The 16,083-nt window shown below is 64.9% G+C and carries 11 protein-coding genes; 4 read left to right on the top strand and 7 right to left on the bottom strand.

From position 1 onward, the window contains the following. The first annotated feature begins 73 nt into the window (after window positions 1-73). The gene (locus Q9293_RS13335; protein ID WP_306247290.1) at window positions 74-673 is read left to right on the top strand and encodes a Crp/Fnr family transcriptional regulator; all 600 of its coding nucleotides are present in this window, start codon (window positions 74-76) and stop codon (window positions 671-673) included. A gap of 29 nt (window positions 674-702) precedes the next feature. Here the strand turns inward: Q9293_RS13335 and Q9293_RS13330 are convergent, their stop codons facing one another. Continuing rightward, window positions 703-1,098 carry a hypothetical protein gene (locus tag Q9293_RS13330; RefSeq protein WP_306247288.1) on the bottom strand — a complete coding sequence of 132 codons (396 nt, stop codon included), beginning with the start codon at window positions 1,096-1,098 and terminating at the stop codon, window positions 703-705. Window positions 1,099-1,406: 308 nt separating this feature from the next. Here Q9293_RS13330 and Q9293_RS13325 point away from each other — a divergent pair, with 308 nt between their 5' ends. Genes Q9293_RS13325 through Q9293_RS13315 form a run of 3 tightly spaced genes read left to right on the top strand, consistent with a single transcriptional unit; the run spans window position 1,407 to window position 3,972 of the window. Beyond that, window positions 1,407-2,105, top strand: coding sequence for a hypothetical protein (locus Q9293_RS13325; RefSeq protein WP_306247286.1), 699 nt, complete (start codon window positions 1,407-1,409; stop codon window positions 2,103-2,105). 3 nt (window positions 2,106-2,108) lie between these two features. After that, window positions 2,109-3,608 (top strand): alpha/beta hydrolase, encoded by a 1,500-nt coding sequence (locus Q9293_RS13320; protein ID WP_306247284.1) that lies wholly within the window; start codon window positions 2,109-2,111, stop codon window positions 3,606-3,608. A gap of 22 nt (window positions 3,609-3,630) precedes the next feature. Next, window positions 3,631-3,972: a hypothetical protein gene (locus Q9293_RS13315; RefSeq protein WP_306247282.1), complete on the top strand. Its 342-nt coding sequence runs from the start codon at window positions 3,631-3,633 to the stop codon at window positions 3,970-3,972. Between the two features lie 72 nt (window positions 3,973-4,044). On the opposite strand, the gene Q9293_RS13310 is transcribed toward Q9293_RS13315, so the two are convergent. From Q9293_RS13310 to Q9293_RS13285, 6 genes are all read right to left on the bottom strand, one after another. Further along, window positions 4,045-4,611, bottom strand: coding sequence for a hypothetical protein (locus tag Q9293_RS13310; RefSeq protein ID WP_306247280.1), 567 nt, complete (start codon window positions 4,609-4,611; stop codon window positions 4,045-4,047). A 91-nt stretch (window positions 4,612-4,702) separates the two neighbouring features. Continuing rightward, window positions 4,703-6,085, bottom strand: coding sequence for an immunoglobulin domain-containing protein (locus Q9293_RS13305; RefSeq protein WP_306247278.1), 1,383 nt, complete (start codon window positions 6,083-6,085; stop codon window positions 4,703-4,705). A gap of 134 nt (window positions 6,086-6,219) precedes the next feature. After that, complete coding sequence (gene aspS / locus Q9293_RS13300; RefSeq protein ID WP_306247277.1) at window positions 6,220-8,190, bottom strand: aspartate--tRNA ligase; 1,971 nt, start codon at window positions 8,188-8,190, stop codon at window positions 6,220-6,222. A 154-nt stretch (window positions 8,191-8,344) separates the two neighbouring features. Then, complete coding sequence (locus Q9293_RS13295) at window positions 8,345-9,721, bottom strand: APC family permease (protein WP_306247275.1); 1,377 nt, start codon at window positions 9,719-9,721, stop codon at window positions 8,345-8,347. A 155-nt stretch (window positions 9,722-9,876) separates the two neighbouring features. Continuing rightward, a complete protein-coding gene (locus tag Q9293_RS13290) occupies window positions 9,877-12,939 on the bottom strand; it encodes a multidrug efflux RND transporter permease subunit (protein WP_306247272.1) in 3,063 nt (1,020 codons plus the stop codon). Next, the gene (locus Q9293_RS13285) at window positions 12,936-16,025 is read right to left on the bottom strand and encodes an MdtB/MuxB family multidrug efflux RND transporter permease subunit (RefSeq protein WP_306247270.1); all 3,090 of its coding nucleotides are present in this window, start codon (window positions 16,023-16,025) and stop codon (window positions 12,936-12,938) included. Before Q9293_RS13285 ends, Q9293_RS13290 begins: the two co-directional genes overlap by 4 nt. Between the last annotated feature and the right edge of the window lie 58 nt (window positions 16,026-16,083).

Raw genomic sequence — 16,083 nt, 5'->3', positions numbered from 1 at the left:
GCGGGTCGTGCCAGACTGATCGCATGTCCGGCTGCCCTGATGATCTGACGCCTGGATCGGCGCGTCCTTAACGATGGTTAAGCCAGCCGTCAGCTCAGCCCTGCAGCTCTTTGAACAACTCGCGGGTTGCCCTCTGCCTGAACAGGAACACTGCCTGCAGCACCTGAAGATGGTGCGGGTGGCTGCTGGAGAGACGGTGTTCCAGGCAGGCGAGACGCATCCCTACATCTATGTGGTTCGCAAGGGGCTGGTGAAGCTGTGTTACTGGCTGCCCGATGGCACCGAGCGCATCAAATCCTTCGGCGAGGCGGGCGGCCTCTTCGCCAGCATGGCCGCACTGGAACCCGGCGGCCTCACCAGCTTCGCGGTGGTGGCCCTCGAGGCCAGTGAATTGGAACGGGTGGAGCTTGCCTGCCTGGAGCAGCTGGGCCAGCGGCACCTGGCCTGGCAGCGCTGCCTCACCGGCGCTGTGAAGCGCTACGCCCTGCGCAAGGAAATCCGCGAGCGCGACCTGCTGATCCTCAAACCCCTGGAACGCTATCAAACCTTTCTCGCAGCCCATCCGGACCTGGCCCGCCGCGTCCCCCTCAAGGATCTCGCCAGCTACCTGGGCATCACCGCCGTCTCCCTCAGCCGCATCCGCGCGAGGCTGAACCGGGCCACCCAAGGGTGACACCTCGGCGGCCGATCACAGCTGATCGGTCAGCCTTCCTCCGAGCCGATGCCGTGAGTGATCGCCTGATGCCCGAATACCTCCCAAGCCAACTGCCGGAAGCGTTCGCTGTGCCCCCAATCCTTCTCCCGATCCATCCAGAGCTTGTAGTGGATGAGTTCGTGCTCCAGGATCCGCTGCTGCACTTCCTCCGGCGCATGGCAGTTCATCCCGCACACCTGCTGCGGCCAGGGCCAGTCCCGGCGGCGCAGCAGCGGAATCGACAGGCGGATCTCCGGATGCCACTTGCCGCGCGCATCCTTCTCCACCACGAAGAGCCCCGCGCAGCGCGCCATGCGCGGCGACCAGACCACAGGCGGTGGAGCCAAGTCCCAGCCCGCCTGTTGGAGGATGGCCTGGGTGCGGTGACGGAGGGTGAGGGTCATGCCTTGATTCTGAGCTGAATTGAGCCGGGATGAGTCACGGCCCGGCTCGCTTCAGCTGGTTTCCCGCCTGTGATTTGACCCCGGATTCCCGTTGAGGATGGGAAATGCACCGTTCGGCGGTAACCCGGGGAAAAGGGTTGATCATGGCGATAACATCCGCCCTGAAATTCATATATGCCTCCGAAAAGCCCATCTCCTTAGGCTTCGTGGTTGGGATCCGCCCTGACCTGGCCAATGGAGCAAAGCGGCCATTCCTCCGCGTCACGCTCTAACTCACCCTAATGCCCAACCAGCCAAAGGAGCGCAGCATGGACATAACCCCGACCTACCTTGCCACTGCCATTACCGCCATTGGTGCACTCGGCACGGCGGCGTTCGGCCTCGTGGATGCCACCAAGGCTTTCGGAGGTGGTATATCCAATTCGGGCTTCGCGTTCATTGCCGCCTTGCTCAGCCAGCTGGCGCCCAACGAAGAGGGAATTCCCGCGGACTCCGCCATTTCTCGAACCGCCATTTCCGACACCCTCCGCTCGAACTGGCTGAACGGTGCGCCTGTGGCCGATCAAAAAAGCGTCGCAAAGTCCCTCATCAAGCTCCGCTTGAACGTGAAGACGGCAGCGGGCCTGGCTCGCGTGACGGGTGTAGATCCAGAGGTGATGGAGTCGGTTGCCGACAGCCTCAACAAGGGCAAGGCCCTGACGCCCGACGAACTCAATGTTTACGGTCGCTTTGACCTGCTTCTTTCGAGCCTGATTGATCGCGCCTACCAACGCGCCGATCAGCGCTACCGCAACGCGTGCAAAGTCTACGCCTGTCTGGCGGCCGTCATCCTGGCCGAGGCCGCCGCGGTCTCTTTATCAGGACCGGTCTTCGATAAAAATGGTTCGAAGCACTATGTGCTGGCATTGATCACGGGCCTGTTGGCCACGCCCTTGGCGCCCATGGCAAAGGATCTTGCGGGCAGCCTCACCACGGCCGCCAAGGCCTTGCAGGCCGTCAAAAGGTAGGCCATGAGCGATGCGAACTGGTTCATTGATCTGAGGGCCTGGTCCCACGGTGGCCCCATCGGCACGCTGAAGGTCACTGACGGCGATGGGACCGTCCTGGATCCGGCCTTATTGGTTCAAGCCGTGTCTGGACGCGATGTGCTCCTGATGACACATGGATTTGAAAACAACCGGCCCGATGGCACCGCCAAGTTGAATGAGTGGAAGAAGCACCTGAAGTTGGAACCCATGCCGCTCTACATCGGAGTGCTTTGGCCCGGTGACTGCATCATTCCCATGGCGCTGGACTACATTTGGGAAGGTGGGGAGGCCCAGAAAAGCGGCACCCTCCTAGGCCGCTTCCTGGACCAGCACTTCCAGGACACCGCATCCATTTCCTTCGGGTCCCACTCACTGGGCGTGCGAGTGATGTTGCAGGCCATCCGCCAATTGGCGGAGGGGAAAACGGTGCGCCACCTCTACCTGATGGCCCCTGCCATCGAAGACGACACGCTGAACAGGGAGTTCCAGGACGCCGCCAAAAAGATCAAGCATGTTTCCGTTCTCTACTCCATGAAGGACCATGTGCTGGCCTTGGCCTACCCAGCAGGCAATCTCGTGGGGGGGCTGCTCGAACGGGGGGATCCCAACCTGAAATCGGCGCTGGGGCGCAGCGGACCATCGTCCACGGTCCCTGAAAACGTCATCCGGAATGGAAGGCTGCCGGATGGCTGGGATTACGGGCATAGCGATTACCTGACCACCAGCGGCGTCCTTGGGGGGCTTCCCGGGGACCATCACAATCCCTCCGGCGGATTCGCCGGAATTCAACCTGGACGCGCCGGTCGTTCCGCCCGCGCCGCTCACGCTCACCAACACCAAAGCCTGGAAACCCTGCTGGTCGGCGGATTTCTTCGCAACTCGCTGGTCCTTGCCCTAACCCAAAGGCCCGCGCCGTTCTGGGCACATCCTCAACCCTTTCAAGGAGCTCCCATGGAGCCTGCTCACACGCGCAAACACCATGCATTCACCCTCTGGGCGAGGACGCTCTTTCTGGGGGGCGTCCTTGCAAGCATGGGCTGCAAGGTTCAATTGGCACCGGCCTATGACCAAGCGGTCGTCCAGGGCTTGACCCAGGCCAGCACCGATTCCATGACCCTGATCGCCGCGGTGTCCGGTGGCGTGGCGCGGGAAACGTTTCCGAGCCGAGAGGACAAATACAATTCCATCATTGGGAAACTGGATGCCCTCGCGCTGGCCATTGGAGCCCGTCCCGTGCCGAAAAACAAGGTGACGGACGACATCAATAAATTACTGATCCAGAGGGGTTCCAAGCCGCTTGAAGAGGATCCAAACATCGCCCCGAGCGTGCATTCCGTTCAGCAGGTTTCCATCGCATTCCAGAAGATGAAAGAAACGGATCAGGCCCATGGAATCAATCCGACCGTCGCTGCTGCTTTCAAAGGGCAGGTATCGATCTATTTCGATCAGGCAATCAGCTATGAGAATTTCCTGAAACGCTAGCTCTATCTATTTGGAGGCGGAGATGGCCCTCGATTTAAAGGTATTGGTCCAGAGCATGAAGGATGCGGCCAGCGGGATCCTGAAAGCGGATGTCACGACCCTCAGCGGGTTTTCGGAAAGGCAACTCCTGGCCATCGCGCAGCAGGCGGACCTCGTTGCGGGAGGAATCGCCACGGGCCAGATAACGGACGACACCCGCCAGTTTTTCCTGGATGGGCTCCAGGACATGGTCAAGAGTTTCGTGATGACCTTGCACGGGATCCTGATGGTCACCATCGAGAAAGTCCTGAATGCGGTGGTAGGCATCCTCTGGGATGCCCTGTCGAAGGCGACAGGTCTGGCCTTGGCAGTGCCCGCATTGTAGCGGGAAGCATTTAGGGCGAGGAAATGCCCCCCGACCACCAGGTGGAAGGGGGCAACAAGGCGCGCGGCTGCCCTACTTCCTCGCCTTCTCCTGCACCTTGCTGTGCTTGAAGGAGCCGATGAGGAGGTTGGGGCCGGAGGTGGCGATGCCGGTTTCGAGGGGCTCTGCACCGTAGATGAACTCGTGGTTCAGGTAGCTCAGCTGGGGGGTGCCCAGGTCGGGCAGGCTGCGCAGCACGGCCACGGCCAGGTGCACCAGGGCGTCAATGGCCTGATAGGCCACCGCGACGCTGCGATCCAGCAGCAGGTGGTCTTCGTAGCGGTTGGAGGGCCGGGAATAATAGAGGGTCTTCCCATCGAAGAGGATCTGGGTGCCGTCGGTGGCGATGGTGTAGACCTTGGCCTTGTCGGTGACGTCGAACTGGTAGGCGGTGCCCTTCTTGAAGGCAGTCATGAGGGCCTGGAACTTGGGATGGTTGAGGTAGGCGCTGCCGAGGTTCACCTTCTTGGGGGCGGGCCTGAACTCACCAGCCGTGGGGCCGTACATCATGTGGTTGTAACGCATCAGAGCCTGACGCTCCTCAGGCGTCTGCCGCTTCTCCTTCACCTTTTTGGGGGCTTTGCCTGGCGATTCAACCATCGGGATCCTCGGCTCTCGTCGTCGTGAACATTGATTGTGGCATGAGCAGGCCCGCCAATGGCGGGCCTGTGCAGCGAGTGCAACCGATGGCTCAAGGGGCGGTGGGCGTCGTCACCACGCCTGCGGGGGTCAGGCTGCGCAGCATGTGGTTGTTGGTATCGGCCACCACCACGTTGCCCGCCGCATTGACAGCGACGCCGCAGGGCAGGAAGAACTGGGCGGAAGCGCCAGTGCTGTCCGCGTTGCCGAGGGTGGCGGAACCGGCCACCACCGAGACCGCACCGGCGCTGGTGACCCGGCGGATGGTGTGGTTGGCGGAATCGGCCACGTAGAGGTTGCCGGAGGCGTCCAGCGAGATACCCAGTGGCTGATAGAGAAGGGCTCCGGTGCCCGTGCCATCGGCGAGACCATGGGCGGCGTACTGGCCTGCCAGCAATGACACCGTGCCGCTGGCGGAGATGGCGCGAATCACGGAATTGCCGTAGTCGGCCACGTAGAGGGTGCCGTTGGATGCCAAGGCCAAACCATTGGGCTGGTTGAACTGGGCGCTGGCCCGGGGGCCGTCCACCTGTCCGGGTTTGCCGGCCAGGCCCGCAAAGGTGGTGACATCGCCATTGGGGGCCAGCAAGCGGATGGTGTGGTTCTGGGTGTCAGAAATGTAGACGCTCCCGCCGCTGCCCACCGCCAGGCCGAAGGGGCTGTTGAAGCGGGCTGCGGGGCCGTTGCCATCGTCGGATCCCACCTGTCCGGCGCTGCCGGCCAGGGTGGTCACCGTGCCATCGGGGGCGATGCTGCGGATGGTGTGGTTGCCCGTGTCGGCCACCAGCAGGTTGCCGGAGGCATCCAGGGCCAAGCCGCCGGGGGTGTTGAAGCGCGCCGCGCCGCCCTTGGCGTCCACGGCGCCGGGCAGGCCCGAGGCCCCAGCGAGCAGGGTCTTCTGATTGGTGGCGCTCACCTTCCAGATGGTGTGGTCATCCATGTCGGAGACGTAGGTGTTGCCTGTGGCATCGGTGGCGAGGCCCATGGGGGCGCTGAAGATCAGGGCCTGTGCCACGGTCAGGGTGGCCGCAGTGCTGGTGATCTTGCCGTTGGGGTTGGTGATCGTCACCGCGTACTTGCCAGCGTCTTGCATCTTGGGACTGAAGATCGTGTAGGTGGAGCCGATGGCGCCCAGGATGTCGACGCCATCCTTGTTCCACTGGTAGCGGAGGGTGATCTCGCCGGTGGCGGTCACCGAGAAACTGACGCTCCGGCCGGTCACGGTGCTGGCATCCGCGGGGGCGGTGGTGATGGCCGGCGGCTTGCCGGGGTCGGAGGCCGTGTCCTTGTGCTTGGAGCAGGCCAGAACGAGCAGCAGGGGCAGGAGGGCCACGCCGAGGATCCGCAGGCGGCGCAGGAATCCGCCCGGGGATGCCATCGCAGGACGCATCGGGGCGATGGCCGCTTCCCCTGGACCGGGGACCTTCAGGAACATGGAGCCTCCAAGACAAATCACCCCGAAGGGCCAAGCCTACAGTTTACGCGGGAATCGGGTCGTTCCCCCCAAGGGAGGGTCCCTTCATGGGTGGAGGCTCAGCGGCGAAGGTTCCGCCGTTGCCAGGGAAGGCCTCAGAACTCAAAAGTGGGGCCACTGAGGGTTTGGGCGTCGAGGATCTGGCCCTGGGCGTCCAGGGTGACCAGGCCCTGGGCCTGGCGGGGGGTCAGCTGGGTGATCTGTTGCAGGGCCTGGCCCCGCAGCTCGGCATTCCCGCCCTCGGCACTCTCGAAGAACACGGCGCCCACCCGGTAGGTCTGCTTGGCGTCAGTCAGGAGGTGCAGATCCCGCAGCTGCCGCTCATCCACGGGGCTGGGGGCATCGGTCATGAGGCAGCGGGCCTGGGCGGTCTTGGGGAAGGCGATGACCTCACGGATGTTGTCCTCGCCCGCCAGCAGCATGACCAGGCGGTCGAGGCCCAGGGCGAGGCCGCCATGGGGCGGAGCGCCGAAGGACAGGGCATCCAGCAGGTAACCGAATTTCGCCCGGGCCTCCGCGTCGCTGATGCCGATGGTGCGGAACATGAGGCTTTGGGTTTCGGCATCGTGAATGCGGATGCTGCCGCCGCCCAGCTCATAGCCGTTGAGCACCAGGTCGTAGGCCACGGCGCGGCAGGCGCCGGGATTGGACTGGAGCAGGTCGAGGTCTTCGGGATGGGGGCTGGTGAAGGGGTGGTGGCAGGCCACGAAGCGCTGATCATCCTCATCCCATTGAAAGAGGGGGAAATCCACCACCCACAGGAACTCGAAGGCGGATTCATCCAGGAGACCCAAGGCCTTGGCCAGCCTCAGACGCAGGTCGCCCAGCACCCGGGAGGTCTGGTCATCGGTGCCCACGGCGAAGATGGCGAGGCCTTCGCCGCCGATGCTTAGGGTGGCCTTCAGCGCAGCTTCGAGTTCGGGCGTGAGGAACTTCTTGAAGCTGGAGGCCAGGCCATCCTTGCCCCATTTGACGTAGGGCAGGCCTCCCGCGCCCAGCTGCTTGGCCGTCTCCTGCAGTTCGTCCAGCTGCTTGCGGCTGTACGCACCGGCAGCCTCGCCAGGGAAGAAGAGGCCACGCACACGGCGCTGCCCCTGGGAGTCGGAGGCGGCACGGAACAGGTTGAACTCGCTTTGGGCAAAGAGGTTCGTCACGTCCTGGATCTTGAGCTTGCAGCGGAGGTCGGGCTTGTCGGAGCCGTACCACTCCATGGCGTCTTTGTAGGGCAGACGCTGGAAGGGGGCGACGGCCTTCTGGCCCACCAGGGGACAGAGCTCCACCATCAGGCCTTCGATGAGGGCCTGGATGTCCTCCTGGCGGACGAAGCTCATTTCCACGTCCACCTGGGTGAACTCGGGCTGGCGGTCGGCGCGCAGATCCTCGTCCCGGAAGCAGCGGCAGATCTGCACGTAGCGCTCGAAGCCCGAGACCTGCAGCATCTGCTTGTAGAGCTGGGGGCTCTGGGGCAGGGCGAAGAACTGCCCGGCGTGGACCCGGCTGGGCACCAGGTAATCGCGAGCTCCCTCGGGGGTGGACTTGCCGAGGATGGGCGTCTCGAACTCGACGAAATCGTTCTTCCGGAAGTAGTTCCGGATGATGTTGGAGGCCTCGCTGCGCAGGATCATGTTGCGCTGCAGCTGCTCGCGGCGCAGATCCAGGAAACGGTAGGTGAGGCGCAGATCCTCGCCCACGTGCTCGTCTTCCAGGGGAAAGGGCAGCGGCGCGGCGGTGTTGAGGATCTTCAGGCCCGTGAGGCGGATCTCGATGTCACCCGTGGCCATGTTGGGGTTCTTGCTCTCGCGTTCGGCCACCACGCCTTCTGCCGCCAGCACGAACTCGCTGCGCACGGCCTTGAGCTTGGCCAGCAGCTCGGGATCGGCGGTCTCCTCGTTGGCCACCAGCTGCACCAGGCCCCAGCGGTCGCGGAGATCCAGGAACACCAGCGAGCCCAGGTTGCGCACCCGGCGGCACCAGCCGAGCAGGCGCACCGTCTGGCCCGCGTGATCGAGACGCAAGTCGCCGTTGCGGTGGGAGCGTGAGAAGTCGCCAAGCCGATCGAGTTTCATAGCCTTCCAGGATCGCACTCGGAGGGACTTGGCTCAAGCCGGGATGGTTTGAAACCACCATTCAAAGGGATTCACCACCAAGACACCAAGGCACCAAGAACCAAGGGAAAAGGGCATTTCTGCCTTTCTTGGTGGCTTAGAGTCTTGGTGGTGATCAGTTGCTTTTCCGCTCCGAAGGGCGCCGCCAGCCGGTCCAAAGCAGGGCGCCCAGGGCCACCCAGACGCCGAAGGCGGTCCATTCGGTGTGGGTGAAGCTGCCAGGGACGCTGGGCAGGGCCTTCATGGCGATGAGGGCCAGGCTGACCACGGCGCTCAGGGCCGCCAGGGCGAGGCCTGCCGGATCGGGCTGGGGGGCCCGCTTGAGGTGCCTCAGGGCGGCCAGGGACGTAGCCAGCCAGCCCAAGCCCACGGCCAGGGAGCCCACATCCGTGATGGGAAGGAGGGCCGCGTCTCCCAGGAAGCTCACCGCGGCGGTGAGGCCCGCCAGCAGCAGCACGGCGCCGCCGGGGGTCTGGAAGCGGGGATGGACGGTGCCCATGGCCGGGTGGATCAGGCCTCGCCGGCCAAGGGCGTAGAGCAGGCGGGTGGCGGCCACGAACATGGCGTTGAAGACCTTCAGCAGGGAGAGCAGGGCCGCGAAAAGAATGAGCTGGGCGATGAAATGGGAGCCGAAGGCCCGTTCAAAGGCCTGTTCGGTGCCGAACTTGCCGGCCACCAGCCCTTTCCAGGGGGCGATGTAGGCCACCACCAAGATCACCAACACATAGAACAGGCTGCCCGCCAGCAGGGCGGAGACCATGGCGCGGCCGAAGCCTCTGGGATCGAAGCCCGCTTCGGCCTCCTCCGAGCCTTTGACCACCGATTCAAAGCCGGTCATGAAGTAGGGCATCACCTGGAGCATGAGCAGGACGGACAGCCCGGCCCCCGCCACGCCGGGATGGGCGAACAGGGGCCGCAGGTTCAGGGCCTGACCCTTGGCCAAACCCAGGGTGGTGAAGCCCAGGAACAGGAGCAGCATGCCGAAGGTGGCAGTCTTCTGCAGGCGCGAGCTGAGCTGCATGCCGCGGTAATTCAGGGTGCCGATGAGGGCCACCAGGGCCAGCCCCGCCAGCAGGCGCGGCAGGTAGATGGCCTTCCCGCCGACGCTGTAGAGAGGCAGCTGATTCACGGCAGGCAGGGCCCGGGCCAGCAGGTTGCCGATGGCCACGGCCTCCCAGGGGCAGACGATGAAATAGGCGAGCACCATCACCCAGCCCGTAGCGTAGCTCAGCACCTCGGGAAACACCCCCTCGGTGTAGGCCACTTCGGCGCCGGCATCAGGCATCTCGCGGGCCATGCGCCCGTAGGTGAGGGCGGTGGGCAGCAGCGCGAGACCGCCCAGCAGGAAGGCCAGCATGCCGCCCGCAGGGCCGCCCCGGGCCAGCCAGTCGTCGATGAGCACCACCCAGCCCACGCCCACCATGGAACCGAATCCGAAGGCGAAGTACTCGAGGGACGAGAGGGTCCGGCGCAGGCTGGGCTGGGGGAGCATGGCCCCATCATCGCGCAGAACAGATTCACCACGGAGGCACGGAGTTCACCGGGACAAGCACACGGAGAATCGCATCGAGGCGCGTTCGCCCGCCCATGACCGGTCCATCCTCCGTGATGCCTCCGTGGATTCCGCGTCTCCGCGGTGGATCTGTTTTATCTCCTCCGCCACCGCTCCCAGCGCAGTCGGGCCCGGTCCATGTAGAGGTAGATGACGGGCGTGGTGTAGAGCGTCAGCAGCTGGCTGAAGAGAAGCCCGCCCACGATGGCGATGCCCAGGGGGCGGCGCAGTTCGGCGCCGGTGCCCATGCCGATGGCCAGGGGCAGACCGCCCAGCAGGGCCGCCATGGTGGTCATGGTGATGGGCCGGAAGCGCAGCAGGCAGGCCTGGAAGATGGCCCGCTCAGGGGTGACGCCTTCGCGCCGCTCCACTTCGATGGCGAAGTCGATCATGAGGATGGCGTTCTTCTTCACGATGCCGATGAGCAGGATGATGCCGATGAAGGCGATGACGCTCAGCTCAGTGCGGCAGGCCAGCAGGGCCAGCAGCGCCCCTACGCCCGCCGAAGGAAGGGTGGAGAGGATGGTGAGCGGATGGATGAGGCTTTCGTAGAGCATGCCCAGAACGATGTAGACCACGAAGAGGGCCGCGGCCACCAGCAGGGGCTGGTTGGAAAGCGAAGCCTTGAAGGCCTGGGCCGTGCCCATGAAACTGCCCCGCAGGGTGCCCGGCATGTGGATGTCCTGCTGGGCCTTGTCGATGGCCGCCACCGCATCGCCCAGGGCCACGCCCACGGGCAGATTGAAGGAGAGGGTGACCGATGGCTGCTGGCCCTGATGATTTACGGAAAGAGGTGTGTTCCGCCGCTCCAGGGTGGTGAAGGCACTCAGGGGCACCAGGTTCCCCGTGACGGAGCGCACGTAGGTGTGGCGGAGGCCGTCCGGCGTCTGCATGAAGGGACTGTCCACTTCCATCACCACATGGTACTGATTCAGGGCTGTGTAGATGGTGGAGACGAAGCGCTGGCCGAAGGCGTCGTAGAGCGTGCTGTCGATGGCCTGGGGTGTGACGCCCAGGCGCGAAGCCGTGGCCCGGTCGATGACCAGGGAGGCCTCCAGGCCCTTGTTCTGCAGGTCGGAATTCACGTCCGCCAGCTGCTTCACGGTCTTGAGCTTTTCCAGCACACGCGGCGCCCAGTCAAAGAGTTCGCGGGCATCATCGCCCTGGAGGGTGTACTGGTACTGGGTGCTGGAGGGGCGGCCGCCCAGGCGGAGATCCTGCACCGGCTGCATGTAGAGGGTTCCCCCTGGCAGGTGGGCGGTCTTGCCGCGCAGGCGGGCGATGATCTGATCCGCGTTCGACTTGCGTTGCTCGTTGGGCTTGAGGGAGGCGAAGAGGCGGCCTGTGTTGCCGCCGCCAATGAAGGCGGTGACATTCTCGATGTCGGGATCCTTCTGCACGATGGCCACGTACTCGGTCATCAGCCGTTCCATGCCCGCGAAGGAGATGTCCTGGGCGGCCACGATGGAACCATTGATGCGGCCCGTGTCCTGCTGGGGGAAGAAGCCCTTGGGGATGGCGATGTAGAGGCCCACGGTGGCCACCATGGTGCCCAGGGCCACCAGCAGCGTGAAGCGTTGGTGGCGCAGCACCCAGCCCAGGGAGGATTCGTAGTGGCCCATGATCCACTGGAAGATGCGCTCACTGGCTTGGAAAACCTTGCCGTGCTTTTCCTCCGAGTGGGGGCGCAGCAGGAGCGAACACATCATGGGCGTGGTGGTGAGCGAGACCACCATGGAGATGACGATGGCCACGGACAGCGTGACGGCGAATTCCCGGAAGAGACGGCCCACGATGCCGCCCATCATGAGGATGGGGATGAACACCGCGATGAGCGAGATGCTGATGGAGATGACGGTGAAGCCGATCTCCTTGGCGCCATGCAGGGCCGCCTCCATGGGCTGCATGCCGTTTTCCAGATGCCGCGTGATGTTCTCCACCACCACGATGGCATCGTCCACCACGAAGCCCGTGGCCACAGTAAGGGCCATGAGCGACAGGTTGTCGATGGTGTAGCCCAGCAGGTACATGGCGCCGAAGGTGCCGATGAGCGAAATGGGCACCGCCACGCTGGGGATGAGGGTGGACCGCACGCTCCGCAGGAACACGAAGACGACCAGGATGACCAGGGCGATGGAGATGGAGAGCGCCAGCTGCACATCCTTCACCGAGGCCCGGATGGTGCGGGTGGCATCGATGAGCACCTTCAGTTCCATGGTGGGCGGCAGCGAGGCCTGCAACTGGGGCAGGATGGCCCGCACGCGGTCCACGGTCTCGATGATGTTGGCGTCCGGCTGGCGGAAGATGGGCACCATGATGGCCGGTACGCCGTTGGACAGCCCCCCGTTGCGGACGTTCTCCACAGAATCGGTCACGGTGGCCACATCCGCCAAGCGGACCGCGTTGCCACGCTGGTAGCGGAGGATGAGGGGCTGGTAGTCGGCGGCCGTCATCATCTGGTCGGTGGTGGCGATGGACCAGGTGGTCTTGGCGTTGGAGAGATCGCCCTTGGGCCGGTTCAGGTTGGCGGCGGTGATGGCCAGGCGGACATCATCCAGGGCGAGCCCCTGGGCGTTGAGCAGGGCCGGGTTCACGTCCACGCGGACCGCGGGCAGGGCGCCGCCCCAGACGAAGACCTGGCCGACGCCCTGGATCTGGGAAAGCTTCTGCTGCAGCACCGAGGAGGCGATGTCATACATGCGCTCCCGGGGAATGATGTTCGAGGTGAGCGCCAGCAGCAGGATGGGCGAATCCGCCGGATTCACCTTGCGGTACGAGGGGTTGTTCGGCAGGTTGGCGGGCAGGTCGCCGCGGGCGGCGTTGATGGCGGCCTGCACATCGCGGCCCGCCGCATCGATGTTGCGGCTGAGGTCGAACTGCAGGGTGATGCTGGTGCCGCCCAGCGAACTGGCGGAGGTCATTTCCGTGATGCCGGCGATGCGGCCGAACTGACGCTCCAGCGGCGTGGCCACGGAGGAGGCCATGGTCTCGGGGCTGGCGCCAGGCAGGCCCGCCTGCACCTGGATGGTGGGGAACTCCACCTGGGGCAGGGGCGAGACCGGCAGGAACTGGTAGGCGATGGCTCCCAGCAGCGCCAGGGCGATGGTCAGCAGCGTCGTGGCCACCGGCCTGCGGATGAAGGGGGTTGAAATGCTCATTTCGTCGGGGCTTTGCGCAGGCCGCGGAAGCGGCGTGCGAGGCGGTCGAAGGCGAGGTAGATGACCGGTGTGGTATAGAGGGTCAGCACCTGGCTGAAGATGAGGCCGCCGACGATGACGATGCCCAGGGGGCGGCGCAATTCAGCTCCCACGCCCGATCCCAGGGCGAGAGGCACGCCGCCCAGCAGGGCCGCCATGGTGGTCATGATGATGGGCCGGAAGCGCAGCAGCGAAGCCTGGTAGATGGCCTCCTGGGGGGGCAGACCATCCTTGCGCTCGGCCTCCAGGGCGAAGTCGATCATCATGATGGCGTTCTTTTCGACGATGCCGATGAGCAGGATGATGCCGATGAGGGCGATGACGCTGAAATCCGTGCGGCAGAGCATGAGCGAGAGCAGGGCGCCGACGCCCGCGGAAGGCAGGGTCGAGAGGATCGTGACCGGGTGGATGTAGCTCTCGTAGAGCACGCCCAGCAGGATGTAGACCGTCAGCACCGCGGCAAGGATGAGCAGGGGCGTGTTGGTCAGCGACGCGCCGAAGGCCTGGGCGGTGCCCTGGAAACCCGTCTTCAGGCTGGCGGGAGCATCCAGTTCCTGGCGGGCTTTCTGGATGGCCTTTACCGCATCGCCCAGGGAAGCACCGGGCGCCAGGTTGAAGGACAGCGTGGCCGTGGGGAACTGGCCCTGGTGGTTCACGGCCAGGGGCGCCGGGATGGTCTCCATGCGGGTGAAGGCGCTGAGGGGCACGGACCCGCCGGACCCGGACCGCACGTAGATGCTCTGCAGATCCTCGGGCCGCTGATACTGGCCGGGACGGGCCTCCAGCACCACACGGTACTGGTTCAGCTGGGTGAACATGGTCGAAATCTGGCGCTGGCCGAAGGCGTCATACAGGGCGTCGTCGAGCATCTGGGGCGTGATGCCCAAGCGCGAGGCGGTGGTGCGGTCGAGGGTGAGGCGCACCTGGAGGCCCGCGTTCTGGGCATCGCTGGCGACATCCCGCAGCTCGGGAATGGCCGACAGCCGGTCCACGAAGCGGGGCACCCACTCGCTCAGCTCCTTGGCGTCGGCGTCTTCCAGCGTGTATTGATACTGGGTTCGGCTGACGCGGTCTTCCACGGTGAGATCCTGCACGGGCTGCAGGTAGAGGCGGATGCCCTCCACCTTGGCCAGCTGGGGCTGGAGGCGGTGGATGACCTCACTGGCGCTGAGCTTGCGCTCTTCCAGAGGCTTGAGGTTGATCTGGATGCGGCCGCTGTTGAGGGTCGTGTTGGTGCCATCGATGCCGATGAACGAGGACAAGCTTTCCACCGCGGGGTCTTTGAGGATTTCCGTGGACAGGGCCTGCTGCCGTTCGGCCATGGCGGTAAACGAGACGGTCTGGGGGCCTTCGGAGATGCCCAGGATCACGCCCGTATCCTGCACGGGGAAGAAGCCCTTGGGCACGGCGATGTAGAGCAGGATGGTCGAGGCCAGGGTGGCCACGGCCACCACCAGGGTGCCGGTTTGGTGCTTCAGCACCCAGGCCAAGGTGCGCCCGTAGAAGTCGATGATGCGCTGGAAGATTCGCTCCGAGGACTGGTAGAAACGGCCCTGTTCCTCTGGCGGCGTGTGCTTCAGCAGCTTGGCGCACATCATGGGCGTGAGCGTGAGCGACACCACGGCGGACACCAGGATGGTGACGCTGAGGGTGACGGCGAATTCACGGAACAGGCGGCCCACGATGTCGCCCATGAAGAGCAGCGGGATGAGCACGGCAATGAGGGAGACGGTCAGAGAGAGAATGGTGAAGCCGATCTGCTCGGAACCCTTGAGCGCCGCCTGGAGGGGAGAGTCGCCCTCCTCGATGTAGCGCATGATGTTCTCGATCATCACGATGGCATCATCCACCACAAAGCCCGTGGAGATGGTGAGCGCCATGAGCGTGAGGTTGTTCAGGCTGTAGCCCAGCAGGTACATCACCCCGAAGGTGCCGATGAGCGAGAGCGGCACGGCCACGCTGGGAATCACGGTGGCGGCGAAGGTGCGGAGGAAGAGGAAGATCACCATGACCACCAGGGCGATGGTGAGCATCAGCTCGAACTCCACGTCTTCCACCGAGGCGCGGATGGTGACGGTGCGATCGGTGAGGATGTTCAGCTCGACGGCGGCGGGCAGGGAGGCCCGCAGCTGGGGCATGAGGTCCTTCACCCGGTCCACCACGGCGATGATGTTGGCGCCGGGCTGGCGCTGGATGTTGAGGATGACGGCGGGGGTGGTGTTCTTCCAGGCGGCGAGGCGGGCATTCTCCACGTCGTCGCTGACCAGGGCCACATCGGACAGCGTGACTGGGGCGCCATTCTTGTAGGCCACCACCAGGGGGCGGTAGTCCTCGCTGCTCAGCAGCTGGTCATTGGCGCCGATGGCATAGGCCTGGCGCAGGCCATCGAAGCTGCCCTTGGCCTGGTTCACGTTGCTGGCGGCCACGGCGGTGCGCACGTCGCCCAGGGTGAGGCCGTTGGCGGCCAGGGCCGTGGGATTCGCCTGAATGCGCACGGCGGGCTTCTGGCCGCCGCTGATGCTGACGAGGCCCACGCCGGGCAGCTGGGAAATCTTCTGGGCCAGGCGCGTGTCGGCGAAATCCTCCACCTTGGACAGCGGCAGGGTTTTCGACGTGAGCGCCAGGGTGAGGATGGGCGCGTCGGCCGGGTTGATCTTGCTGTAGATGGGCGGATTGGGCAGGTTCGCGGGCAGGTAGGTGCCCGCGGCGTTCACGGCGGCCTGCACCTGCTGTTCGGCCACGTCGATGTTCAGATCCAGCACGAACTGCAGGGTGATGACGGAACTGCCGCCCGAGCTGGTGGAAGACATGCGGTTGAGGCCCGGCAGCTGGCCGAACTGGCGCTCCAGCGGCGCGGTGATGGCCGAGGCCATGACATCGGGGCTGGCGCCTGGGTAGAAGGTGACCACCTGGATGGTGGGGTAGTCCACTTGGGGCAGGGCCGAGACCGGCAGCTGGCGGAAGGCCAGGAGGCCCACCAGCAGCAGCCCCACCATCAGCAGCGAGGTGGCGATGGGGCGGAGGATGAAGGGTTTGGAGGGGTTCACAGCGCACCTCCTGTGCGCTGCCCTGCGGGCTTCGCCTGCGTCAAAGTGGCGCTCCGCT

The organism is Geothrix sp. PMB-07, assembly GCF_030758935.1.
GTDB lineage: Bacteria > Acidobacteriota > Holophagae > Holophagales > Holophagaceae > Geothrix.
The sequence above is the reverse complement of the archived record's forward strand: the minus strand, read 5'-3'. Positions and strand labels throughout refer to the sequence as shown.

Coding starts and splice junctions, on each gene's coding strand:
- Q9293_RS13290 (WP_306247272.1), bottom strand. CDS start 12,939: ATGAGCATTTCAACCCCCTTCATCCGCAGGCCGGTGGCCACGACGCTG.
- Q9293_RS13325 (WP_306247286.1), top strand. CDS start 1,407: ATGGACATAACCCCGACCTACCTTGCCACTGCCATTACCGCCATTGGT.
- Q9293_RS13320 (WP_306247284.1), top strand. CDS start 2,109: ATGAGCGATGCGAACTGGTTCATTGATCTGAGGGCCTGGTCCCACGGT.
- Q9293_RS13305 (WP_306247278.1), bottom strand. CDS start 6,085: ATGTTCCTGAAGGTCCCCGGTCCAGGGGAAGCGGCCATCGCCCCGATG.
- Q9293_RS13315 (WP_306247282.1), top strand. CDS start 3,631: ATGGCCCTCGATTTAAAGGTATTGGTCCAGAGCATGAAGGATGCGGCC.
- Q9293_RS13330 (WP_306247288.1), bottom strand. CDS start 1,098: ATGACCCTCACCCTCCGTCACCGCACCCAGGCCATCCTCCAACAGGCG.
- Q9293_RS13335 (WP_306247290.1), top strand. CDS start 74: ATGGTTAAGCCAGCCGTCAGCTCAGCCCTGCAGCTCTTTGAACAACTC.
- Q9293_RS13310 (WP_306247280.1), bottom strand. CDS start 4,611: ATGGTTGAATCGCCAGGCAAAGCCCCCAAAAAGGTGAAGGAGAAGCGG.
- aspS (WP_306247277.1), bottom strand. CDS start 8,190: ATGAAACTCGATCGGCTTGGCGACTTCTCACGCTCCCACCGCAACGGC.
- Q9293_RS13295 (WP_306247275.1), bottom strand. CDS start 9,721: ATGCTCCCCCAGCCCAGCCTGCGCCGGACCCTCTCGTCCCTCGAGTAC.